24 protein-coding genes are annotated in these 23186 nt (G+C 71.3%); 14 read left to right on the forward strand and 10 right to left on the reverse strand.

Annotation, left to right across the window (positions count from 1 at the left end):
* Nucleotides 1–40: 40 nt before the first annotated feature.
* The 13 genes from ACYQ8Q_RS05420 (at nucleotide 41) to ACYQ8Q_RS05480 (ending at nucleotide 13143) form a co-directional block, all read left to right on the forward strand.
* The gene (locus ACYQ8Q_RS05420; RefSeq protein ID WP_460062417.1) at nucleotides 41–235 is read left to right on the forward strand and encodes a ferredoxin; all 195 of its coding nucleotides are present in this window, start codon (nucleotides 41–43) and stop codon (nucleotides 233–235) included.
* A gap of 17 nt (nucleotides 236–252) precedes the next feature.
* Nucleotides 253–1449, forward strand: coding sequence for an NAD(P)/FAD-dependent oxidoreductase (locus ACYQ8Q_RS05425; RefSeq protein ID WP_460073182.1), 1197 nt, complete (start codon nucleotides 253–255; stop codon nucleotides 1447–1449).
* Nucleotides 1450–1459: 10 nt separating this feature from the next.
* Nucleotides 1460–2266, forward strand: coding sequence for an acetoacetate decarboxylase family protein (locus tag ACYQ8Q_RS05430; protein WP_460062418.1), 807 nt, complete (start codon nucleotides 1460–1462; stop codon nucleotides 2264–2266).
* A gap of 34 nt (nucleotides 2267–2300) precedes the next feature.
* Entirely contained in the window at nucleotides 2301–3764 is a 1464-nt protein-coding gene (locus ACYQ8Q_RS05435) for an aldehyde dehydrogenase (RefSeq protein WP_460062420.1), read from the forward strand.
* Nucleotides 3757–4683, forward strand: coding sequence for a 3,4-dihydroxyphenylacetate 2,3-dioxygenase (locus ACYQ8Q_RS05440; RefSeq protein ID WP_460062423.1), 927 nt, complete (start codon nucleotides 3757–3759; stop codon nucleotides 4681–4683). The genes ACYQ8Q_RS05435 and ACYQ8Q_RS05440 overlap by 8 nt, the downstream gene beginning before the upstream one ends.
* Nucleotides 4684–4693: 10 nt before the next feature.
* Complete coding sequence (locus ACYQ8Q_RS05445; protein WP_460062426.1) at nucleotides 4694–5539, forward strand: fumarylacetoacetate hydrolase family protein; 846 nt, start codon at nucleotides 4694–4696, stop codon at nucleotides 5537–5539.
* Between the two features lie 168 nt (nucleotides 5540–5707).
* A complete protein-coding gene (locus tag ACYQ8Q_RS05450) occupies nucleotides 5708–6328 on the forward strand; it encodes a TetR/AcrR family transcriptional regulator (RefSeq protein ID WP_460062429.1) in 621 nt (206 codons plus the stop codon).
* A gap of 183 nt (nucleotides 6329–6511) precedes the next feature.
* The gene (locus ACYQ8Q_RS05455; protein WP_460062432.1) at nucleotides 6512–7693 is read left to right on the forward strand and encodes a cytochrome P450; all 1182 of its coding nucleotides are present in this window, start codon (nucleotides 6512–6514) and stop codon (nucleotides 7691–7693) included.
* Nucleotides 7694–7725: 32 nt separating this feature from the next.
* The gene (locus ACYQ8Q_RS05460; protein WP_460062434.1) at nucleotides 7726–7938 is read left to right on the forward strand and encodes a ferredoxin; all 213 of its coding nucleotides are present in this window, start codon (nucleotides 7726–7728) and stop codon (nucleotides 7936–7938) included.
* Nucleotides 7939–8155: 217 nt separating this feature from the next.
* On the forward strand, nucleotides 8156–9613 hold the full coding sequence (locus ACYQ8Q_RS05465) for an APC family permease (protein WP_460062436.1): 1458 nt from the start codon (nucleotides 8156–8158) through the stop codon (nucleotides 9611–9613).
* A gap of 434 nt (nucleotides 9614–10047) precedes the next feature.
* Complete coding sequence (locus tag ACYQ8Q_RS05470) at nucleotides 10048–11538, forward strand: aldehyde dehydrogenase (RefSeq protein ID WP_460062438.1); 1491 nt, start codon at nucleotides 10048–10050, stop codon at nucleotides 11536–11538.
* Nucleotides 11535–12236, forward strand: a complete 702-nt coding sequence (locus ACYQ8Q_RS05475; protein WP_460062439.1) for a gamma-glutamyl-gamma-aminobutyrate hydrolase family protein — start codon at nucleotides 11535–11537, stop codon at nucleotides 12234–12236. Before ACYQ8Q_RS05470 ends, ACYQ8Q_RS05475 begins: the two co-directional genes overlap by 4 nt.
* A gap of 7 nt (nucleotides 12237–12243) precedes the next feature.
* The gene (locus tag ACYQ8Q_RS05480) at nucleotides 12244–13143 is read left to right on the forward strand and encodes a hypothetical protein (RefSeq protein WP_460062442.1); all 900 of its coding nucleotides are present in this window, start codon (nucleotides 12244–12246) and stop codon (nucleotides 13141–13143) included.
* A 121-nt stretch (nucleotides 13144–13264) separates the two neighbouring features.
* On the opposite strand, the gene ACYQ8Q_RS05485 is transcribed toward ACYQ8Q_RS05480, so the two are convergent.
* From ACYQ8Q_RS05485 to ACYQ8Q_RS05495, 3 genes are read right to left on the reverse strand one after another with little or no spacing between them, the layout of a single operon-like run.
* Complete coding sequence (locus ACYQ8Q_RS05485; protein ID WP_460062444.1) at nucleotides 13265–14113, reverse strand: bifunctional methylenetetrahydrofolate dehydrogenase/methenyltetrahydrofolate cyclohydrolase; 849 nt, start codon at nucleotides 14111–14113, stop codon at nucleotides 13265–13267.
* Nucleotides 14114–14133: 20 nt separating this feature from the next.
* Nucleotides 14134–14979 carry a formyltetrahydrofolate deformylase gene (gene purU / locus ACYQ8Q_RS05490; protein WP_460062445.1) on the reverse strand — a complete coding sequence of 282 codons (846 nt, stop codon included), beginning with the start codon at nucleotides 14977–14979 and terminating at the stop codon, nucleotides 14134–14136.
* 22 nt (nucleotides 14980–15001) lie between these two features.
* Nucleotides 15002–16123 (reverse strand): aminomethyltransferase family protein, encoded by a 1122-nt coding sequence (locus ACYQ8Q_RS05495; protein WP_460062447.1) that lies wholly within the window; start codon nucleotides 16121–16123, stop codon nucleotides 15002–15004.
* Between the two features lie 116 nt (nucleotides 16124–16239).
* On the opposite strand from ACYQ8Q_RS05495, the gene ACYQ8Q_RS05500 reads away from it, so the two are divergent.
* Nucleotides 16240–16863 (forward strand): TetR/AcrR family transcriptional regulator, encoded by a 624-nt coding sequence (locus tag ACYQ8Q_RS05500; protein ID WP_460062449.1) that lies wholly within the window; start codon nucleotides 16240–16242, stop codon nucleotides 16861–16863.
* Between the two features lie 209 nt (nucleotides 16864–17072).
* Here the strand turns inward: ACYQ8Q_RS05500 and ACYQ8Q_RS05505 are convergent, their stop codons facing one another.
* Genes ACYQ8Q_RS05505 through ACYQ8Q_RS05535 form a run of 7 tightly spaced genes read right to left on the reverse strand, consistent with a single transcriptional unit; the run spans nucleotide 17073 to nucleotide 23184 of the window.
* Entirely contained in the window at nucleotides 17073–18533 is a 1461-nt protein-coding gene (locus ACYQ8Q_RS05505) for an aldehyde dehydrogenase family protein (protein ID WP_460062450.1), read from the reverse strand.
* A gap of 51 nt (nucleotides 18534–18584) precedes the next feature.
* Nucleotides 18585–19370 (reverse strand): SDR family NAD(P)-dependent oxidoreductase, encoded by a 786-nt coding sequence (locus ACYQ8Q_RS05510; protein WP_460062451.1) that lies wholly within the window; start codon nucleotides 19368–19370, stop codon nucleotides 18585–18587.
* A gap of 11 nt (nucleotides 19371–19381) precedes the next feature.
* Nucleotides 19382–20230: a fumarylacetoacetate hydrolase family protein gene (locus tag ACYQ8Q_RS05515; protein WP_460062452.1), complete on the reverse strand. Its 849-nt coding sequence runs from the start codon at nucleotides 20228–20230 to the stop codon at nucleotides 19382–19384.
* Nucleotides 20227–21099, reverse strand: a complete 873-nt coding sequence (locus tag ACYQ8Q_RS05520; protein ID WP_460062455.1) for a fumarylacetoacetate hydrolase family protein — start codon at nucleotides 21097–21099, stop codon at nucleotides 20227–20229. The genes ACYQ8Q_RS05515 and ACYQ8Q_RS05520 overlap by 4 nt, the downstream gene beginning before the upstream one ends.
* On the reverse strand, nucleotides 21096–21722 hold the full coding sequence (locus tag ACYQ8Q_RS05525) for a carboxymuconolactone decarboxylase family protein (protein WP_460062458.1): 627 nt from the start codon (nucleotides 21720–21722) through the stop codon (nucleotides 21096–21098). Before ACYQ8Q_RS05525 ends, ACYQ8Q_RS05520 begins: the two co-directional genes overlap by 4 nt.
* 28 nt (nucleotides 21723–21750) lie before the next feature.
* On the reverse strand, nucleotides 21751–22503 hold the full coding sequence (locus tag ACYQ8Q_RS05530; protein ID WP_460062460.1) for an SDR family NAD(P)-dependent oxidoreductase: 753 nt from the start codon (nucleotides 22501–22503) through the stop codon (nucleotides 21751–21753).
* Between the two features lie 39 nt (nucleotides 22504–22542).
* Nucleotides 22543–23184, reverse strand: a complete 642-nt coding sequence (locus ACYQ8Q_RS05535) for an MBL fold metallo-hydrolase (RefSeq protein ID WP_460062462.1) — start codon at nucleotides 23182–23184, stop codon at nucleotides 22543–22545.
* Nucleotides 23185–23186 lie beyond the last annotated feature (2 nt).

Raw genomic sequence — 23186 nt, forward strand, 5'->3', positions numbered from 1 at the left:
CCCCTCTGCCCCGACGCCCTCACCTCCAGGAGGACCGGCCATGAAGGTCGTCGTCGACATGAACAAGTGCCAGGACCACGGCCAGTGCGTCTTCGCGGCTCCCGACGTCTTCCAGCTCGACGACAACGGCCGGCTGGCCTACGTCAGCGACCCCGACGACGCGCTGCGCGACGAGGTCGAGGAAGCCGCCGACGTCTGTCCGCTCCAGGCCATCCGGATCGAGGCCCGACCGTGACGTCGAAGCATGCACGCATCGTCGTGGCCGGCGCCTCCATGGCAGGCCTGCGCGCCGCCGAGCAGCTGCGCTCGGCCGGCTGGACCGACGCGATCACGCTCGTCGGCGACGAGCCCCACATGCCGTACAACCGGCCCCCGCTCTCCAAGGAGGTGCTGGCCGGCAAGGCTCCCTTCGAGTCGCTGGCCTTCCGCCCCCGCGCGAGCGTCGCCGACGTCGAATGGCGCCTCGGCACGAAGCTCGTCGCCTCCCGCCTCGCCGAGCGGATCGTCGAGTTCGACGACGGCGAGGCGCTCTCCTACGACGGACTCGTCGTCGCCACCGGTATGCGCCCCCGGCGCCTGCGCTGCCCCGGTCCGCTCGCCGGCCGCCACACGGTCCGCACCATCGACGACGCCCAGGGCCTGAAGGACGAGCTGAGCCGGCCGGGCGTGCGGGTGGTCGTGGTCGGCGCCGGGTTCATCGGCTGCGAGGTCGCCGCCACCGCCGTGGGCCTCGGGGTCCGCGAGGTGACCGTCGTCGACCCGCTGCCGCTGCCCATGGTCGGCCCGCTCGGCGAACTGCTCGGCAGGGCGCTGCTGAAGCGGCACGAGGAGCGCGGGGTGCGGTTCGCGCTCGGCACCGGGGTCGACGGGTTCGAGGGCGACGACCGGGTGACCGGGGTCGTCCTGAGCGACGGCACCGTACTGCCCGCCGACGTGGTGGTCGAGTCGGTCGGTTCGCTCGCCAACACCGAGTGGCTGGAGGGCAACGGCCTCGACCTGACCGACGGCGTGCTCACCTGCGAGCGGCTGCGGGTCGGCGGGCGGCCCGAGGTCGTCGCGGTCGGGGACGTGGCCCGCTTCCCCAACGCCCGCTACGACGGCGTCCCGCGCCGCGTCGAGCACTGGTGCATCCCCACCGACACCGCCAAGCACGCGGCGAAGTCGCTGGTCGCCCATCTCACGGACGCCGAGGACGAGTGGGCGCCGTTCGCGCCGCTGCCCACCTTCTGGAGCGACCAGCACGAGTTCCGGCTGCAGTCCTTCGGCGCCCCGGTCCTCGGCAAGGAGGACATCCGGGTCCTGGACGGCGACCCCGACGGCGACGTCCTGGTCGGCTACCACACCGGCGGCCGGCTGGTCGGTGTGGTCGCGCTCGGCGGGCCCTCCGCCGTGTCCGCAGCCGCCCGCTACCGCGCCGACCTGCTCAAGCAGCCCGCCCTCACCGCGTAAGGAACCTGCCATGTCCGCTGTCCGTGGTTACTTCTCCCCCAAGACCGCGACGGGAGCCTCGTCGCTGATTCCGTCGCCGCCGTGGCGTTACTCGGGCGACCTGCTCACCGTCGAGTACCGCACCGATCCCGCGCGGGTGCGCGAACTCCTGCCCGAGCCGCTGGAGCCTGCGGACGAGGACCCGGGCGCGGTGGCACTGATCTGGGCCGACTGGCAGTCGTGTTCCGGGTCGGGAGGCGAGCTGCTGGATCCGGTGCTGTCGCAGTACAAGGAGGCGTTCGCCGTCGTCCGCTGCACGTACAAGGGACAGACCTACAGCCGCTGCGTCTACATCTGGGTCGACAAGGACTTCGCCATCGCCCGCGGCCTGCACCAGGGCTACCCGAAAAAGCTGGGGTCGATCCACCAGACCCGCCCCCACCCGTACGGCCCCGCGCCCCGCATCGAGGCCGGCGCCCGCTTCGGCGCCACCCTCGCGGCCGCCGACCGACGGCTCGCCCAGGCCGTCGTCACCCTGCGCGAACCGTCGGAGACCAACGGCTTCGTCAACGGCCACCCCATGGCCCACCACCGCTGGCTGCCGTCGATCGAGAACGGCAAGGGGCTCGCCCTCGACGAGCTGATCGAGTCCGGCGCGGCCTCCGGCGAGGGCGGACAGGCCTGGGTCGGGGACGCCGAGCTGGAGCTGTTCGAGGCGCCCACCGAGGAGCTGGCCCGGCTGGAGATCCGGGAGCCGATCGCCGCGTACTACCGCCAGGTCGGCGTGGTCTGGGACGGCGGGCGGCTGCTGGAGTCCGGCACGTCCGGTGCCGAGTGACCCCCCTACGCATCGAAGGACTTGGAGACCGGACATGACCGAGCACACACTGACGGTGGCCGGGGTCGCCGTCGACACCCGGCACTGGATCGGCGGCGAACGCGTCGCCTCCACCGAGACGTTCACCGATGTCTCGCCGATCGACGGCAGCGTCATCGGTGAGATCTCCCGCGGTACGGCGATGGAGGCCGCGGCCGCCGTCGCCGCCGCGAAGGCCGCGTTCCCCGCGTGGGCCGCCACCTCCCGCGCCGAGCGCGCCCGCATCCTGCACGCCGTCGCCGACGGGGTCGAGAAGCGGATCGAAGAGCTCGCCATCGTCGAGACCACCGACAACGGCGCCCTGCTGCGCTCGCACCGCCGCGGTGTCATGCCTCGCGTCGCGCACAACTTCCGCTTCTTCGCGGACTGGCTGCTGACGCTCGACCACGAGGACTTCGAGACCCGCGGTCACACCAACCAGGTGTCGTGGGACCCGGCGGGCCCGTCCGTGCTGATCACACCGTGGAACGCGCCGCTGATGCTGTCGACGTGGAAGGTCGCCCCGGCGCTCGCCGCGGGCAACACCGTGATCCTCAAGCCCGCCGAATGGACCCCGCTGACCGCGTCCCTCCTCGCCGACATCGCCGCCGAGGCGGGCCTGCCGGCCGGGGTGCTGAACGTGGTCCAGGGCTACGGCTCCGAGATCGGCGACGCCCTCACCTCGCACCCGGACGTGCGCCGGATCAGTTTCACGGGCTCGGTGCCCACCGCCCAGCGCATCTCCGGGTCGGCCTCGGGCAACCTCACCCCGCTCAGCCTCGAACTCGGCGGGAAGTCGCCCCTGTTGGTGTTCGCCGACGCCGATCTCGACCTTGCCGTGGACCTCGCGGTCGAGCAGTACGACAACGCCGGACAGGTGTGTCTCGCCGCCACCCGGTTCCTCGTCGAGGAGTCGGTGGCGGAGGAGTTCACTCAGCGGTTCGTGGCGAAGGCCGCGGCCCTCAAGCAGGGTGACCCCCGCGAGGAGACCACCGACATCGGGCCCAACATCCATCCGCGTCAGCTGGAGAAGATCGACGGCTTCGTGCAGCGGGCGCTCGCCTCCGGAGCCCGTGCGGTCATCGGCGGTCACCGGGGGGACGGCCAGTACTACGCGCCGACCCTGCTCACCGATGTCGCCCAGGACAGCGAGATCGTGCAGGAGGAGGTCTTCGGGCCGGTCCTGACCCTGCAGACCTTCCGCGACGAGGAGGAAGCCGTCCGGCTCGCCAACGACACCCGCTTCGGGCTCGCCGCCACCGTCGCCACCGGCGATCCCGAGCGTGCCGCACGCGTGACCGCGCAGCTGGTGGCCGGCACGGTCTGGGTCAACTGCTTCTTCGTCCGCGACCTTCAGGCGCCCTTCGGCGGCTCCCGCCACTCCGGCGTCGGGCGCGAGGGCGGCACCTGGAGCTTCGACTTCTACTGCGATGTGAAGAACACCGTCACCGCGCCCACCGGTTGGAGGAACCATGGGTGAGATCGTCGGGGCCGGGCTGCTCGCCCACGTCCCCACCATCGTGCTCCCGGAGGCCGACCGGCTGGAGCTCAACGAGGGCAAGGAGATCACCCTCGTCACCGGCCTGAGGGAACTGCGCCGGGAGGTGTTCGAGCGCGACGACTACGACACCGTCGTCGTCCTCGACTCCCACTGGGCCACGACGGTCGAGTTCGTCGTCACCGCACAGCAGCGCCGGGCGGGGCTGTTCACCTCCGAGGAGCTGCCGCGGGGGATGTGCCGGATGCCGTACGACTTCCCGGGCGATCCCGAACTCGCCCGTAACGTCGAGAAGTTCGCGGACAAGCACGGGACCTGGATCACCGCGATCGAGGACGCGTACCTGCCGATCTACTACGCCACCATCAACCTCTGGAAGTTCCTCGGCGAGGGACTGCCGGACAAGCGGTGGGTGACCATAGGTGTCTGCCAGACCGGCGACATGGAGGACCATCTGCGCCTGGGCCGGGCACTCGCCGACGGCATCGCGGCCACCCCGGGCCGTCGTGTCCTGCTCATCGCCTCCGGTGCGCTGTCGCACACCTTCTGGCCGCTGCGCGAACTGCGCGACCACGAGGCCGGCGACCCGGTGCACATCTTCACGCCCGAGGCGCGGGAAGCCGACCACGAGCGCATCGCCTGGTTCAAGGAGGGCCGGCACGACAAGGTCCTCGACACCATGGACGCGTTCTGGAAGTACAAGCCCGAGGCGAAGTTCTTCCACTACCTGATGATGGCCGGCGCCCTGGGCGAGCGGGCCTGCGTCGCCAAGGGCCGCCAGTACGGGGAGTACGAGAACTCCATCGGCACCGGTCAGGCGCATCTCTGGTTCGACCGCCCGGCCGACGGCTGGACCGGCACCGGCCTGCCCACCCCGAGCAACCCTCACAGCCGTCTCTAGGAGCCCCGCCATGCCCGAATACCGCCGTATCCTCCTGGACGGCGCCGCCGTCCAGGTCACCGTCGAAGGGGACGAACTCGTCGCCGGGGACGGCCGCCGCGTCAAGACCGAGGAGGCGCAGCACCTGCCCCCGGTCGTGCCGTCCAAGGTGATCGCCGTCCACCTCAACCACCGCAGCCGGGTCGACGAGTTCATGATCGACCTCCCGGACACGCCCACCTACTTCCACAAGCCGACCTCGGCCCTCAACTCCCACAAGGGCGCCGTCGTGCGCCCCGAGGGCTGCAAGTGGCTCAACTACGAGGGCGAGGTCGCCATCGTCATCGGGAGGACCGCGCGGAACATCTCCCCGGCCGAGGCCGGTGAGTACATCGCCGGCTACACGATCGCCAACGACTACGGCCTGCACGACTTCCGTGACACCGACGCCGGTTCCATGCTCCGGGTCAAGGGCTCGGACACCCTGTGCCCGCTCGGCCCGGGCCTGGTCACCGACTGGGACTTCCATGGCAAGAGCCTGAAGACATACGTCAACGGCGAGGTCGTCCAGGACGGTTCGACCGACGAGATGAAGTGGGACATGCACTACCTCGTCGCCGACATCGCCCGCACCATCACCCTGTACCCGGGCGACGTCCTGCTCTCCGGCACCCCGGCCAACTCCCGGCCGGTGCAGCCGGGCGATGTCGTCGAGGTCGAGGTCGAGGGACTCGGCAGGCTGACGAACCACGTCGTCACCGGCCCGACGCCCGTCCGCACCGACGTCGGCGCCCAGCCCACCGAGTCCGAGGAGGTCCTCTCCACGGCCCTCGGCGGCGACTGGGAGTTCCGCGGCATCCGCCCGCCCAGGCGCTGACACCGGCCGCGAGACGACCCCCGGAGCATCGGTCCCCGGGGGTCGTCCCTTGACGAGTCGCCGCACCCGCCTCGTCGCGGCCCGGCGTACGGCTCCTGACATGCGTTCGGCACCCGGGCATCGAGCGGCAGCGGCCCGCCCGCGCATGCGACAGGTACTGTCAACCTCATGACCGACTCCGCCGAGACCCCCCAGGACACCCGCACCCGCCGCAAGAGGCTGGGCTACGGAGAAGGCCGGGAGGCCCTGCTCAACGCCGCCGTACGCGTCGTGGCGCGAGGAGGCCTGCGCAAGCTCACCTACCGGGCGGTCGCCGAGGAGGCGGGTGTCACCCATGGTCTGGTGGTGCACCACTTCGGCTCCCGTGACGCGCTGATCGAGGAGACCCTCGCCCACACGATCCGCACCTCGCTCAGCACCAGCGCACTCGAACCGGGCACCGGCAAGGTCGCGGACTTCTCGGTCGGGCTCTCCGAGATGGTCACGGCCGATCCCGCCACCCAGGCGTTCCAGTACGAGCTGCTGCTCGAGTCGCGCCGCCGTCCGGAGCTGCTCCCCCAGATCCGCGCCCTGTACGACGAGTACTTCGACGCCACCGGCCGCGAGCTGCGGCGCATACTTCCCGACGGCGCCGACCCGGCGCTGACCCGGCTGGTCTTCGCCGCCCTCGACGGCCTCGTCCTGCACCAGCTCGTGCTGGGCGAACCGGAGGTCACCGATGCCGCTCTGGAACAGCTTCGTTCCCTTCTGCGGCTTCTCCACGCCGACGGCGAGAGCACCGGCGAATAGCTCCTGACCTGCCCTTTCCAAGGCCCCGGACGCCCAGCGTCCGGGGCCTCGTTTGATTCCGTACGGGTAAAGAGTCGATGACGAGTTCCTGAAGCATTGACGTAGCTGTCCGAATGGATAATTCTCGGCTCATGGGACCGACCCGTTCGAGGTCGCCATGTATCCCGTTCCCGAGGAGATCCCATGACCACCGAGGCGCCCGCCGTCGACCTGCTCCCGTTCCGCGCCCCCGAGTACCGCGCGGACCCCACCCCGTACTACGCCCGGCTCCGCCAGGAGGCCCCGGTCTACCGGCACCCGATGGGGGTGTACGTGGTCTCCCGCTACCAGGACGTCGCGAAGCTGATCCGCAACCCCACCCTCAGCGTCCGCAGACTCGACTTCGGCGTGGCCGAGCCGCTGCACGACACGGTGCTGGGCCAGGACGCCCCCGACCACACGCGGCTGCGCCGCATCACCAACCGCTGGTTCACACCCAAGGCCGTCGAGGGCTGGGCGAAGGTGATGCAGGCCTCCGTGGACGCCGTACTCGACGAGGTGGCCAAGGGGGACGGCACCCTCGACGCGGTGAACGACCTCGCCCTGCGCTCCACCTTCGACACCATCTGCCACATCTTCGGCGTCGAGCCCGCCAGGATGCTGGAGATCCAGAAGGCCACCTACGACATCGGCCTGAGCCTCGGCCCGGGCTCCGACGAGGAGGACTGGCGGATCACCGGCGAGGCCTTCGAGTGGTACGAGGAGCACATCCGCGAACTCGTCGCCCACAAGCGCGCCAACCCCGGCGAGGGCCTGATCGACGCGTTCCTCGCCGAACAGGACGCCGGGAACATGAGCGAGAAGGAGGTCGTCTTCTCGATCCTGCTCTTCTTCGCCGTCGGCCACCTCGACATCAAGCACCTGATCGTCCAGGGCATCCGGCAGATGGCCGAACACCCCGAGTACATCGACGTCTACCGCCACCGGCCCGACGCCCGGCCCGGCTTCATCAACGAGGTGCTGCGCATCGAGACGCCCGAGCAGATGGTCGCGCGGCTCACCACCCAGGACACGCCCATCGGCGACGTCACCGTGCCGGCCGACGAGGTCCTGATCCTGCTGATCGGATCGGCCAACCGCGACCCGGAGACCTTCCCGGACCCGGACCGCTTCGACCACACCCGCCCGGCGGCCGCCAGCCAGCACCTCGCCTTCGGCTCGGGCCAGCACGGCTGTGCCGGCCAGGTGCTCGCCCGCGCCCAGGCCGACATCGTCTTCACCACCCTGGTCGACCGCTTCGGCTCGATCGAACTCGCCGGCGAGCCCGCCTTCACCCACACCGAGTTCCTGCGCAGCATCGCCCGGCTGCCGATCCGCCTGAGCTGACCACACCCCGCAACACCGGCAAGGAGCACACCATGCGTGTCGAAGTCGACCTCAACAAGTGCCAGGACCACGGCCAGTGCGTCTACGCCGCCCCCGACCTCTTCGCCCTCGACGAGCAGGGCCGCCTGACCCTGCGCACCCGGGCCTCCGACGTGTACACGGCCGAGGTCGACGAGGCGAGCGCCGAGGAGATCCAGGAGGCCGCCGACGTCTGCCCGCTCCAGGCCATCACCGTCCACGAGTAGACCGGCTCCGAAGGGCCACCGCTGTCCGGCAGACCGCCGGACCGACACCGGGCGCACCGGCGGACACGCCGCACTGTTACATGCTGGTAAGAAGCGCGGAAGCGGCCGAAGAATCATGGCCCACCCCCTTGCCATGTGGATAGTTCCGCCTCAGTATGAGGCAACTCGTTTGGCTCAAAACAACCTCCTCTTCCCTTTCCCTTGGCAGGTGATCCGCGTGGACAGTCAAACGGTCCCGAGAAACCAGACCGTGCAGGACGAGCCCACCGCAGGCCGACTCAAGCCCAACTCGCTCGGCGTTCTGGGCATCCTCTTCTTCGTCCTCTCCGCGCAGGCACCGCTGACGGGCATCGCCGGGGCCGTGCCCATCGCCGTGGCCATCGGCAACGGGTCCGGCGCTCCCGCCGCCTATCTCGCGGTCGGCGTCGTGATCCTGCTGTTCTCCGTCGGCTTCGTCGCGATGGGGCGCCATGTCGTGGACGCCGGCGCCTTCTACGCGTACATCGGCAAGGGGCTCGGCCGTGCGACCGGCTCCGGCAGTGCCGGTGTCGCCCTCTTCTCCTACTGTGCCGTCCAGGCCGCGATGTACGGGCTCTACGGCGCGACCGTGAGCGGACTCGTCGAGCACTACACCGGCCTGCACGCCGCATGGTGGGTCTGGGCCCTGATCACCATGGTGATCGTCCAGATCCTCGGTGCGACCGGCATCGAGATGGGCGCCAAGGTGCTGGCCGTGTTCGTCCTCGCGGAGTTCAGCATCCTGATCGTCTTCGCCCTGGTCACCCTCTTCAACGGCGGCGGGCCCGAGGGACTCGGCATCGGCGACAGCTTCTCGCCGCACGCCGCGCTCCAGGGCGCTCCCGGTGTGGCCCTGATGTTCGCCGTGGCGTCGATGTTCGGCTTCGAGGCCACCGCCATCTACGGCGAGGAGGCCAGGGAGCCCAAGAAGACGGTGCCGCGCGCCACCTACCTGTCGGTCACGGTGATCACCGGCTTCTTCGCCTTCGTCTCGTGGATGCTCGTCTCCGCGCACGGCGCCTCCCAGGCCACGGCCGACGCGGGCAAGGCGCTGGCGAGCGGTGACGCCACGAGCTGGGTCTTCGCCCCGATCACCAGCCAGTTCGGCGGCTGGGTCGGCGACGCCCTGCCGATCCTGCTCGCGACCTCCCTCTTCGCCGGCATCCTCGCCTTCCACAACTCCGCCAACCGCTATCTGTTCTCCCTCGGCCGCGACGGCCTGCTGCCCCACGGTCTGACCGCGATCAACCGCCGCCACTCCCCCTGGGTCGCCGGTACCGTCCAGACCGTGATCTCGCTGGCCCTGGTCATGCCCTTCGCCCTGGCGGGCAAGGACCCGGTGCTGACGCTGTTCTCCTGGTTCAGCGGGGTCGCCGTGCTCGGGATCATGCTCCTGTACTTCCTGACCTCCGCCTCGGTGGTCGTCTTCTTCCGCCGCTCCCAGGCCGACACCCGGCCCTGGAACACCCTGATCGCCCCCGTCCTCGGTGCGCTCGGCATCGCCGGCGCGATCTGGCTGATCCTCGACAACTTCACCACCCTCATCGGCGGCGACTCCGCCACGGCGGCCTGGCTGGAGATCACCGTCCCCGCGGTGCTGATCCTCGGTGTCCTCACCGCCCGCGTGACGCGCGGCAAGGCGAGAACCGACGTCTGACGAGGCCCCGCCCGACGGGTGGCCGGTCCCGCTCCTCCGTGGCCCGGGACCGGCCGCACCCGCTCCCCACCGGCCGACGGAGAGTTCACATGAGTACCGGGTACGTCCGGCACGAGCTGTTCGGCTGGGCCTACGGCGGAAGCGGCGCCTGCACGAACTCGTCGCCGTCTCCGGAGGAGCTCCTTCGGGTCCGCACACCCGAGCACGTCACCCGGAGGCTACGTCCACCAGGACGGCTGCTTCCCGCACGACTCGGGGCACATCACCGAGCGCGGCGGACCCTCGGCCCCGGCCAGCGCGATCAACATCCCGCTGCCGCCCGGCACCGGCGACTTCGGTCACCTCCCGCCGGCAGCCGCTGCAGGTCGCCGCGCCGGTGCCGCCGCACGACCTTGCTATCGTTTGAGCCCAAAACATATCCCTGGAGGTCCCGTATGCCGGCCATCACCCACGAGGAGTGGCAGCGTCGCGCCAAGTCCCTGGATCTGTCCGGCCCGCATCACATCGACGGCGCCGACGAGGGCGGTGCGGGAGCCGCCTTCGCCGCCGTGTCACCCCGCGACGGCCAGGTGCTGACCCAGGTCGCGGACGGGGGGACGGCAGAAGTGGACGCGGCCGTGGCCGCCGCCCGCCGCGCCTTCGACTCCGGCCCCTGGCCCCGGCTGGCGCCCGCCGAGCGGGGCCGCGTGCTGGCGCGGATCGCCGATCTGCTCGAAGAACGACGTGCGGAACTGGCGCTCACCATCAGCCTGGAGATGGGCAAGCCCGTCACCGACGCCTACGAGATCGAACTGCGCGCCCTCATCACCACGTTCCGCTGGTACGGCCAGTTGGCGGACAAGCTCACCGACGAGTCGCCGCACACGTCGGCGCAGGCCCTGGCCCTGGTCACCCGGGAGCCGGCCGGCGTCGTGGGAGCCGTCGTCCCGTGGAACTTCCCGCTGACGCTGGCGGGCTGGAAGGTCGCCCCGGCCCTCGCGGTCGGCTGCACCGTCGTGCTGAAGCCCTCGGAGAACTCCCCGCTGTCCGCCCTCCTGCTCGGCCGCATCGCGACCGAGGCCGGTCTGCCGCCGGGCGTCCTCAACGTTGTGAACGGCAACGGCCCTGTCGCGGGGCGGGCGTTGGGCCTCCACCCCGACGTGGACGTCCTCGCCTTCACCGGCTCCACCGCCGTCGGGCGCCACTTCCTCCGCTACTCCGCCGACTCCAACCTCAAGCGCGTCTGGCTGGAGCTGGGCGGCAAGTCGCCGAACATCGTCCTTCCCGACGCCCCCGACCTGGAGAAGGCCGCCGCGACCGCCGCCTGGGGCATCTTCTTCAACCAGGGCGAGATGTGCACCGCGCCCTCCCGGCTCCTGGTGCACTCCTCGATCGCGGAGCAGATCACCGAGGCGATCATCGCCCGGGCCCGGGAACTGCGCGTCGGTGACCCGCTCGACCCGGCCACCGAGATGGGCGCCCTGGTCGGCGAGGCCCATCTGGAACGCGTCCTGGACCACGTCGGCACCGGCCTCGACGAGGGCGCCCGGCTGCGCGTCGGCGGCGGGCGCACGCTGGCCGGGACCGGCGGCAGCTATCTGCGGCCCACCGTCTTCGACCGGGTGGACCCCGGGATGCGGCTGGCCCGCGAGGAGATCTTCGGTCCGGTGCTGTCCGTGCTCACCTTCGACGACCTCGACGAGGCGGTACGGCTGGCCAACGCCACCGAGTACGGCCTCGCCGCCGGCCTGTGGACCTCCGACCTGTCCACCGCCCACAAGGTCTCCCGCGCCCTCAAGGCCGGCACGGTCTGGGTCAACTGCTACGAGGAGGGCGACCTCACCGTCCCCTTCGGCGGCATGAAGCAGTCCGGCAACGGCCGCGACAAGTCCGTCCACGCCATCGAGAAGTACACCGAACTGAAGACCACCTGGATCCAGCTGTGACCCGGCCCCTCATCGCGATCCCCGCCCGCTTCTCCGCCACCACCTCCGCGCTGCGGTACGCCGCCGAGGTCAACGCCCGCGCCCTGATCGAGGCCGTGTGGCGGGCGGGCGGCGAGCCGACGAGCATCCACCCCGCCGCCGAGGACACGGCCGAGCGCCTGGCCCGCTTCGACGGGGTGCTGCTGCCCGGCGGCGGGGATCTGTCCCCGCACCGGTACGGCGCCGCCGAGGCCCACTCCGCCGTCTACGACGTCGACGAGCTCCAGGACGTCTTCGACCTGGAAGTCGCCCGGCAGGCGCTCGACCTGGGCCTCCCCCTGCTGGCGATCTGCCGCGGCCTCCAGGTCGTCAACGTGGCCCTCGGCGGCACCCTGGAACAGGACATGGGCGGCCCCGACCGCGAACACCGGCACGTCGTGCACCCGGTGGCGATCCAGCGGGGCACCCTGCTGGAGCAGGCCACCGGCGCGCAGACGGTCGAGGCGTCCTGCTACCACCACCAGCGGGTGGAACGGGCCGGCGTGGGACTCACGGTCACCGCGCGCGCCGCCGACGGCACCGTGGAGGGGCTCGAACTCCCCGGGGTCCACGGCTGGTTCACCGCCGTCCAGTGGCATCCGGAGGACACCGCCCACGAGGACCCCGCCCAGCAGTCTCTCTTCGACGCCCTCGTCCGAGCCGCCCGCGACAGACACTGAGCCCGCCATGGCACTCTTCGGAAAGAGGAAAGGGCCCCGCCTGGCCCCGGAGCTCGACGACACCGCGCTCGGCCGCGTCCTGCGCGGCGTCGTCTCCTCCCGGGGCCCCGGCCCGCAGGACCTCGCCATCGCCCAGGTCGAGCAGCTGCTGAAGGAAACCGGGGACGACTGGGACCGCCGCTGTCACCGCGTCGCCGTACTCGCACGGTCCGCTCCCGCGCTGGCCCGCGGCTGGCGGGCGAGACGACCGGGCAACCCGGACGCGCTCGTCCTGCACGCCTGGTCGGAACTGGCCACCGATCCATGGGCGGCGCTGGCGACGTGCCGTCTCGCCGCCGCGGCCCACCCGGCCGACCCCACTCCCTGGGTCGCGGCGCTGGCCGCCATGCGGTCGCTGGGACGGCCCCGGACGGAACTGGCGTCCCTGTGGGAGGAGATCAGGGCCCGTGACTCCTGGCACCGGACGGCCCACCTGCAGATCCTCGGGTATCTCTCCCCGGAGGAGCAGGGCAGCCAGGCCGCGGTACGGGAGTTCCTGGACGACATCATCGCCGTCATGCCGCCCGGCACGCCGACCGCCGGTCTGCCGCTCACGGCGGCCGTACGGCAGTACCACCGCGACCTGGACGGCGGCGGCATCCAGGCGCTGGGGGCGAACCACTACTGGTCCCAGCCGCACGTGACCGTCCTGCTCGACCAGGCGCTGGCGCAGTGGCTGCCTCCCGGACGCCTTCGTCACGCCGATGCCGTGGCGGACCTGGGGTTGCTCGCCTACGCCCTGGCCAGGGCGGTGCGGCGCACCGACGCGGCCGCCGTCTTCGCGGCGACGGACGGGCTGGTCACCTCCTGGCCGTGGGAGCACGACGGCGATCCCGTCGAGCGCTACGCCTACTGGAGCCGCGTGTAGGCGTGCGTACGGCTGGGCGGCCCCGGGCCGGGACCCGCGCTGATGGAGCGGGAGCCACGGGGCCAGTCCCGTCACCGGGCCGATCGCTGTCCTGGTCGGCCCGGAGGCGGCGATGACGGTGTCAGCCGCGTTCGGCGGCTTCCACGATGTTGGTGAGCAGCATGGCCCGGGTCATCGGCCCCACACCGCCCACCGGAGGGGCCAGCGTGCCGGCGACCCGGTCCACGTCCGGGTGGACGTCCCCGAGGATGCCCTCCACGGTCCGGGTGATGCCCACCGACAGGACGGTGGCCCCCGGCTTGATCCAGTCGGGCTTGACGAGGTGGGCCACGCCGGCCGCGGCCACCACCACGTCGGCGACGCGGGTGTGGGCCGCGACGTCCTGGGTCGCCTCGTGGCACAGGGTCACGGTGGCGTGCTCGGTGCTGCGGGTCAGCATCAGGCCGAGCGGACGGCCCACCGTGATCCCGCAGCCGATGACGCAGAACTGCCGTCCCGTGATGGGCACCTGGTGGCGGCGCAGCAGGTCGATGATGCCGCGCGGTGTGCACGGCAGCGGTCCCGGGATGCCCAGGACGAGGCGCCCCAGGCTCGTGGGGTGGAGCCCGTCGGCGTCCTTGGCGGGGTCGACGAGCTCCAGGACGGCGTGGGTGTCGATGTGGGCCGGCAGCGGGAGCTGGACGATGAAGCCGGTGCAGGCGGGGTCCGCGTTGAGTCCGAGCACCGCGACCTCGACGTCGGCCTGGGTGGCCGCGGCGGGCAGTTCGACACGGATCGACGCGATGCCGACCTGGGCGCAGTCGCGGTGCTTGCCGCCCACGTAGGAGTGGCTGGCGGGGTCGTCGCCGACCAGGATGGTACCGAGGCCGGGGGTGATCCCCTGGGCCTTCAACTCCTCGACCCGGACGGTGAGTTCACGCTTGATGGCGGCTGCGGCGGCCTTGCCGTCGAGCAGCGTCGCGGTGGTCATGGTCGTACGTACCTCCCGGATCAGGCGAAGACGACGGTGCGCGAGCCGGTCAGGACGACCCGGTCCTCGGCGTGCAGCCGCACGGCCCGGGCGAGCACGATCCGTTCGACGTCACGGCCGATGGCGACCAGTTCCGGCGCCGTGTGGCGGTGTGCCACGCGGACCACGTCCTGCTCGATGATCGGGCCCTCGTCCAGGTCGGCGGTGACGAAGTGGGCGGTGGCGCCGATGAGCTTGACCCCTCGCTCGTGGGCCTGGTGGTAGGGCTTGGCGCCCTTGAAGCCCGGCAGGAAGGAGTGGTGGATGTTGATGACCCGGCCGGACAGCCTGCGGCACAGGTCGTCGGAGAGGACCTGCATGTAGCGGGCGAGGACGACGAAGTCGACCTCGTGCTCGGCGACCAGGCGCAGCAGTTCCGCCTCGGCCTCGGGCTTGGTGTCGCGGGTGACCGGGAGGTGGACGAGCGGGATGCCGTAGCGCTCGGCGATCGGGGCGAGATCGGGGTGGTTGGAGACGATGAGCGGGATGTCGACGGGCAGTTCGCCCAGGTTCCACCGGTAGAGCAGGTCGACCAGACAGTGGTCGAACTTCGACACCATGAGCAGGGCCCGGCGGCGCTGCTCCTCCGGCCGCAGGGTCAGCACGGGGTCGAACCGGGACAGCCGCAGGGAGAGTTCGTCACGCAGGCCCTCGGGGTCGGCCCCGGGCGTCTCCAGGAGCACCCGGATGGTGAAGGTGCCGGTGCCGGGGTCGGAGAACTGGGCGCTCTCCAGGATGTTGCCCTTGGCCTCGGCGACGGCTCCGGACAGGGCGTGGACGATGCCCGGCTGGTCGGGGCAGGACAGGGTCAGGATGTGGCGCTGCATGGCTGCGGTGTCCTTCTTCTGCTCAGGCCCGCACACGGGCGCGCTCGGGGTCGTACACGGGCGTGGGCCGGACGGTGGCGTCGGCCTTGGAGCCGTCGGCGGACACCGCGGTCAGGGCGGTGCCGGACTTCACCGCGTCGCGGTGCACCCGGGCGAGCCCCAGCGTGGCGCCGTCGAGCGCGGGCGAGGGCACGGCCATGGTGATGTGGCCGATGTCCCGGCCGTCCAGCTCCAGACGGGCGCCCTCGGCGCTCTCGGGAGCGGCGTCCACGACGACGCTGACGACGCGCCCCGTCGCGCCGTCCTTCTTGGCGAGCAGCGCGTCCCGGCCCTGGAACGGGCCCTTGTCGAAGTCGACGGCCCAGCCCATCCGGCACTCGAAGGGGGTGACGGTGTGGTCGTACTCCAGCTCCCCCATGATCATTCCGGCCTCGGTACGGCAGGTCAGGAGGGCGGCGGCGCCGAAGGGCTTGACGCCGAGGTCCGCACCGGCCTCCAGGACCGCGTCCCACAGGTGCAGCGCCGACTCGCGCGGCACCTGGATCTCGTAGCCGAGCTCGGCGGTGAATCCGAGTCGGCCGACCTGCGCGGCGACGCCCGCGACGAGCGTGTTCTGGAGAAGCGCGTAGTAGGGGAAGGCCTCAGGGGAGACGTCGGCGTGGGTGAGGCGCGCGAGGACCTCGCGACTGCGCGGCCCCTGCAGGGTCAGCACCGCGACCTCGTCACGGCGCTCGGTGACGGTGGTGCCGGCGGGGGCGTGCGCGGCCAGCGCCTCCTGGGTGGCGGGGTTGCCGCCGGTGACGACCACGTGGTCGGGCGCGAGCACGCCCACGGTCACGTCGTCGAGCATGAACCCGTCGGCATCGACGACGACCCCGTACGCGATGCGCCCGGTGGCGATGGAGCGGACACTGCGCGAGAAGACCGCGTCGGCCGTCGCGACCGCGCCCTCGCCCTCGACATGCCACTTGTAGAGCATCGAGTACTCCGAGGCGCCGGCCGCCGTGCGGATGGCCTCGTACTCCTCGGCCGGATCACCGATGGCCAGCGGCACCGCGTGGCCGTAGACGTCGATCCACTCCTCGACACGGTCTTCGTAGCGCGGGGCGAACGGGGTGCTGCGCAGTCCTTCGGGCACGGCCATGGGAACTCCAGGGAGGCGGAGGAAGTGAGGCGCGACCGAGCATCTATCCAAACGGATAACTTGTCAATAGGATAGATTCGCCCTGGCAGTACGGACCCGAACCGACAGGGGGGCGCATGACAGCCGTGACCAAGGCCGCGCATCAGGCCGCTCAGGATGCCCGGCCCGGGTACGGAAAGGGGCGGGACGCACTGCTGGAGGCGGCCGTCAGGGTCGTGGCCCGTGGGGGCCTGCGCAAGCTGACGTACCGGTCCGTCGCCGCCGAGGCCGGAGTGACCCACGGGCTGGTCGTCCACCATTTCGGTTCGCGCGACGCCCTGCTCGAGGAGGCCCTCGGCTGGGCCGTCACACGCAGTATCGAGACGTCGTCGCTGGTCCCGGCCAGCGGGCGGCTGGAGGACTTCGCCGCCACACTGCCCGCATTCGTCGGCGCAGACCCGGATCTGCAGGCCTTTCAGTACGAACTGAAACTCGAAGCCGGACGCACACCCGAACTGCGGCGGCACGTCGACGCCCTCTACGACGCCTACCGCACGGCCGTCAGCGAGGCGCTGACCCGCTTCGGCGTCTCGCAGGACCTGGTGGAAATCGTCTTCGCCGCCCTGGAGGGCCTCGTCTTCCACCAGGTCACCTCGGGCGATCCACGGCGCACCGAGGAAGGCACCGCGGCCCTGCGCCGGCTTCTCGCGGCGCACCGCGAACAGACGCCGTCCGCGCCGTCCGGCAGCACATCGAACTGATCGGGACCCCCATCCACCTCGGCACGGCCGTCGGGAGGGAGTTCGGCACACCGCTGGAGGAATCCGGCGCGGCACTGCTGCCGGTCCGCGTGCACCTCCCCGCGCCGCCGACGGCTCAGGCCCGGTGGGGGCCGACGCCCGCTGCGACGTGGTGTCGCAGGGGCGCCGTCGAGGAGGGTCGGACCCCGGTGAGCGTGCCCTTGGAGTACTCAGAAGGGGTAGTGCGGCTGCTCCGTGGAGACGGTGACCCAACGCGTGTTGGAGAAGGACTCGATGCCCCACCGCCCGCCGAACCGGCCGTAACCGGAGGCCGCGAAACCACCGAAGGGGGCTTGGGGTTCGTCCCCGACCGACTGGTCGCCGACATGGACGATGCCGGTGCGGATACGACGGGCCACCTTCAGGCCATGGGTGGCGTTCTCGGTGATGACGCCGCAGCTGAGACCGTGCTCGGTGTCGTTGGCCAGCGCCACGGCTTCGTCGTCGTCCTCGAACGACCTGATGACGACCACGGGGCCGAAGGCCTCCGTGTGGTGCAGTGCCGCGTCCTCGGGGACATCGGTCAGGACCGTCGCCGGATACAGGGCGCCCTCGGGCGCACCGCCTCCGGTGAGCACCCGCGCGCCTCGTGCCCTCGCGTCCGCGACGAGGCCGGCGACGCGTTGCGCGGCCGCCTGGTCGACGAGCGGGCCGACGACGGTGGCGGGCAGACCCGGGTCGCCGCTCGGCAGGGCGGCGACCTTCGCGGTGAACCGCCGGGTGAACTCCTCGGCCAGGGAGGCGTGCACCAGGATGCGGTCGGCGCACATGCAGATCTGGCCGGAGTTCATGAACGCGGCGAACGCGGCGGCGTTCACGGCGTGGTCGAGGTCGGCATCCTCCAGCACGACCACGGAGTTCTTCCCGCCGAGTTCGAGCACGGCCGGCTTGAGGTGGCGGGCGGCGAGGGTGCCGATGATCCGTCCGACGCCGGTCGAGCCGGTGAAGTTGACGGCGCGCACGCGCGGGTCGGCTATCAGCGTCTCGGCGATCTCGGCGGCGTCCGCCTTGTCGTTGGTGATGACGTTGAGGACCCCGTCGGGCAGCCCGGCCTCGCGCAGTACGTCGGCGACGAGCAGGGCGCAGGCGATCGGGGCGTCCTCGCTGGCCTTGACCACGACGGTGTTGCCCGCGGCGAGCGCGGCGGCGACCGCGCGGGTGCCGAGGATGACCGGTGCGTTCCATGGCGCGAACGCGGCGACGACGCCGAGCGGTTCACGGACGGCCAGGCTCAGCCCGCCCGCCTCCTGGGTGGTGAGCACGTCCCCGCGCGGGGCGGTGATCGCCGCGGCGGCCTCGCGCAGGAAGTTCGCGGCGACCATGACGTTGAACATCGACCACAGCCGGGTCCCGCCGGCCTCGCCGGCCATCGCCTCCACGGCGAGTTCGACGCGCTGCTCCATGAGCGTGGCGGCGTCCGCGAAGATCTTCCGCCGGGCGAAGGGCGCGAGCGCGGCCCACTCGGCGAAGGCGGCGTCCGCCGCGTCCACCGCGGCGCGGACGTCCTCCGGACCGGCGGCGGCGACGCTGGCGAACACCTCGCCCGTCCAGGGGTTGGGATCGGCGGTGGTCCGGCCGGACGCGGCGGGGATCTCCTTGCCACCGATCAGGAGACTGCGATTGATCGTCATGGTGTCATCTGCCTTCGTCAAAAAAAGGGGGGTTGTCCCGTTGCCCGGTCGTCAGGCGCCGATCATGTTGAATCCGCCGTCGGCGTTCAGATAGGCGCCGGTCATGTGGGAAGCGTCGTCGGTGGCCAGGAAGAGGGCCGTGCCGGCCAGCTCGGCGGGACCGGGGATGCGGCCCAGCGGCGTCTTGGAGATCAACTCCTCCCGGCGGCCGGACTTCCAGTCCTGCCGGGTGAGGGTGGCCTCGGTCTCGATGAATCCGGGCGCGAACGTGTTGACCCGCACCGCGGGGGCGAACGCCTGCGCGTAGGACTTGGTGATGCCGAGCAGGCCGTACTTGGCGGCGGCGTACTGCGGGGCCCGCGCGCTGCCGCGGACGATGACGGTGGAGCCGATGTTGACGATCGCGCCGTGGCCCTGGTCCAGCATCCGGGCGCCGAACTCGTGCACGCAGAGCATGGTGCCCTTGATGTCGACGGCGAGGACGTGGTCGATGGACTCCTCGGTCACGTCGCGCCAGGACATCTGCTCGCGGGCCACGTCTCCGACGTTGTTGACCAGGACGTCCAGGCCGCCGAAGCGGGTGAACACCTCGTCGGCCATCCGCTGGATATCCTGGTGGCCGGTGATGTCCGCCTGCACGGTGAAGGCGTCCTCGCCGATCTCCTTGACGCGGGCGACGGTCTTCTCCGCACCGGCTGCCGAGCTGCGGTAGTGGACGGCCACCCGCGCTCCTTCCTGCGCGGCCCGTACGGCGATCTCGGCGCCGAAGCCGGTGCCCGCCCCGGTGACGAGGACGGTTCGGCCCTCGAAGCGGCGGGGCATGCTCTGCTGGGTCATGGTGTGTCCCTTCAAGGGTGTACGGCGGTGAAGTGCTGGCGGATCTCGCCGATGCCCTCGATCCGGGTGACCAGTTCATCGCCCTCGGTGAGGTAGCGGGGCGGGGTGCGGCGGTTTCCCACGCCGGCGGGAGTGCCGGCGAAGACGAGGTCGCCCGGGAGCAGAGGGACGACGGCGGACAGGCGCGCGACGAGTTCGGGGACCGGGAAGATCATGGACTTGGTCCGGTCGTGCTGGACGACCTCACCGTTGAGCAGAGCGGTGATCTCCAGGTCGTCCGGGTCGTCGAACTCGTCCGGGGTGACGAGGACCGGGCCGGTCGGACCGAAGCCGGGAAACGACTTCCCGAGGCTGAACTGAGCCGGTTTTCCCTGGAGTTGAGAGACCCGCTCGGACAGGTCCTGGCCGATGGTGAGCCCGGCGACCGCCTCCCAGGCCCGTTCCCCGGACACCCGATGGGCGTGCCGGCCGATCACCGCGACCAGTTCGGCCTCCCAGTCGACCTTGCCCTCGGGCAGCTCGACGGTGGTGCGCGGGCCGGTCAGACAGGTCGGGAACTTGGTGAACACCAAGGGCTCGTCGGGCGGGGTGAAGCCGGCCTCGGCGGCGTGCGGCGGGTAGTTGAGGGCGACCGCGAACACCTGCCGGGGACGCGGCACGGGGGCCCCGAGAGCATCCGGGTCGACCTCGATGTCGTACGCCTCGTCGGACAGGCTCGCCTCCAGCACCCGCAGCATGTCCCACTGCTCCAGCAACTCCATCGGGTCGGAGGGCAGCCGTCCCCTGGAGGCCACGCGGACACCCGCGGCGCGGTCGCCGCGGATCAGGACCGCGCGGCCGTCGAGAACTCCGAGCCTCACCAGTCCACCTTCTCCGGTACGGGCGTGCCGTGGCCCTCGGTCCAGCTGACGATGCGGTTGCGCAGCACGCCGAGGCGCTCCACCTCGGCCTCGATGACGTCACCGGGCTTGAGGTACATCTCCGGGTCGCCGCTGAAGCCCGCGACGCCCTGGACGGTGCCGGTGGTGATCAGGTCGCCGGCGCTGTAGCCCTGCGGGGAGTGGTAGGCGACCAGGTGCGGGATGGAGACCGACATCCGGCTGGTGTTGGACTTCTGCCGCACCACACCGTTGACCCGCAGCTCCATGTCGAGGTTCTGGGCGTCGGGGATCTCGTCGGCGGTCACGATGTACGGACCGACGGGGCAGAAGGTGTCGATGGCCTTGCAGAAGGAGAAGACCCCGGACTCCATCTCCTTGCGCTGGATGTCGCGGGCGGTGATGTCGTTGAAGACGACGTATCCGGCGATGTGGTCGGGGGCGTCGTCCACGCCGAAGAACTTCCCCGGCTTGCCGATGACGACGGCGATCTCCAGCTCGTAGTCCAGCTCGCTCGTGAGGTGTTCGGGGTGGATGACGGGCTCGTCGGGGCCGACGATCGCGTCCACGTTCTGGAAGAAGACGATGCCCTTGTGCATGGGGTGGGACCAGTCGACGTTCTTCGACTCGTCCTCGTGCTCACGGAAGTTGCCCGAGGTGTGGAAGAACTTCTTCGGCACGATCGGCGCCCGCAGGCGGACGTCGTCCAGGGCGAGGCGCTCGCCGGTCTCCCCGACCTGTCCGTCGCGCTCGAAGTACTCGCGGGTCGAGGCGGTCTCCAGGGGGAGCACGAGGCGCTCCTCCAGTTCCAGCCTGCCGACGCGTCCGTCGTCGAAGGTGACCAGTTTCATGATGTCCCGCTTTCGGAGTGGAGTGAGAGGTGGGTGACGGCCCCGGGCCGGCCGGCGGGAGGTCCTTCCCCGGCGAACACCCGCAACTGGAGGGCCAGGAGGGCGTAGTAGCCGACCAGCGTGGTGAGTTCGAACAGGCCGCGCTCTCCCCAGGCGGCCACCGTGTCGTAGTACTCCCGGTCGCTCAGGGTGCCGGCCCGGGTCAGCGCGACGGCCGCCCTGAGGGCCGTACGCTCGTCCGGGTCGGCAAGATCCGGCAGCCGGCCGGCGCGCAGGGCGCCCATCTCGGCTTCGGTGAGGCCGCAGTTGCGGCCGACCGCCTCATGGGCCTCGCGTTCGAAGGCGCTCCCCCACTCGGCGGCGACGGCCAGGATCGCCAGTTCGCGCAGGCGGTCGGGCAGGACCGACTCGTAGCGCACCGCCGCCCCGACCGCCTGGACGGCGTGTCCCAGGGGCGGGCTGAGCAGCATGGCGTTGAACGGGCCCCGCAGCCGGCCCTCGTCGTCGGTCAGGGCGAACGCCTGGGGTCCGGCCGCGCGGGGTCCGCCGGTGATGGCCCGGTAGACCTCGGCCTGCTCGTCGTTCAGCTCTCCGGGCGGCAACCCGGCCAGTCTGACGGTCATACGCGTGTTCCTTCCGGTGAGCAGGGCGTCAGACGAGCGTGCGGCCGCCGTCTACGTAGAGGACCTGCCCGGTGACGAAGGACGCCCGGGCGGAGGCGAGGAACAGCACGGCACCCGCCACGTCCTCGGGGGTGCCGAGCCGCCCGGCGGGGACGAGGCCGGTCATCTGCTCGCGCATGCCGGGCTTGGCCAGGTAGGCGCTGGTCAGTTCGGTCTCGGTGTAGCCGGGGGCCACCGCGTTGACCGTGACGCCGTCGGCGGCCCACTCGCGGGCCATGACCTTCATCAGCTGGTCCAGGCCGCCCTTGGAGGCCGCGTACGGGGCGTGGTGGAGGTGGGCGAGGCGGGAGGAGACGGACGAGAAGAAGACCATGCTGCCGCCGGACTCCCGCATCAGCCGGCCCGCGGCCCGCCCGGTCCAGAACGCGCTGGACAGGTTCAGGGTGACGATCCGTTCCCACACCTCGTCCGGTGTGTCCACCACGGGGCGGCGGTCGTTCGTGCCCACGGCGTGCACCAGGACGTCCAGTCCGCCCAGTTCGGCGTGCGCCGTGGTGACCGCCCGCTCGCACTCCTCGGAGGTGGTCAGATCCGCGGCGAGGGTCCGTATCCCGGCGTCCGCCAGGACCGGGTCCTCGCACAGGTGCTTCAGCCGGGCCTCGTCGGCGTCGACGACCACGAGCCGTGCCCCGGCCTCCGCGAGTGCCTGGATGCAGGCGGTGCCCAGTCCTCCGGCTCCCATGACGAGGGTGCGCCGTTCCTCAAGCCCGAGCCATCCCATGGCGGGCCTCCGTTCCTTGGTGGTTGAGTGACATGGACATCAGGCGAGTTCGATCCCGGCTCCGGTGGCCGCGCGCGCGTAGTCGGCGGCCGCGTCCCGCAGGCCCAGGCCGAGCAACGTGTCCACCTGGGCGTTTCCGGTGTCGCTGAGCGCCCCGTCGTGAATGGACAGCGCCTGGCGGGGTGCGACCTCGCGGACGTAGTCGATGAGTTCGCCGATCTTGGACCACGGTCCGTGGACAGGCAGCAGGAGCGTGTCCACCGGACGCGCGGGCACGGTGAACGCGTCGCCCGGGTGGAAGACCGTCCCGTCCACGAGGAAGCCGACGTTGGTGACCTGCGGGAGGTCCGGATGGGTGGGCGCGTGGAGTTCGCCGTGCGCCTCGACCCTCACGCCCTCGATGTCGAAGGTGTCCCCGTCCCCGACCACGGTCACCCGTCCGCCCAGCCCGTCGAGCCGGCCCGCCACGGACCGGTTGGCCCAGATCCGCAGCCTGGGATCCGCGTCGGCCGCCGCGCGCAGGGCGGGCTCGTAGAAGTGGTCCACGTGCTCATGGGTCACGAGCACCGCGTGGGCGCCGTCGAAGACGTCCGGGTCGGTGTAGTTGCCGGGGTCCACGACGATGACCACACCGTCCCGCTCCAGCCGTACACACGCGTGTCCGCACCTGGTGAGTCGCATGG

The organism is Streptomyces sp. YKOK-I1 (genome assembly GCF_054660435.1).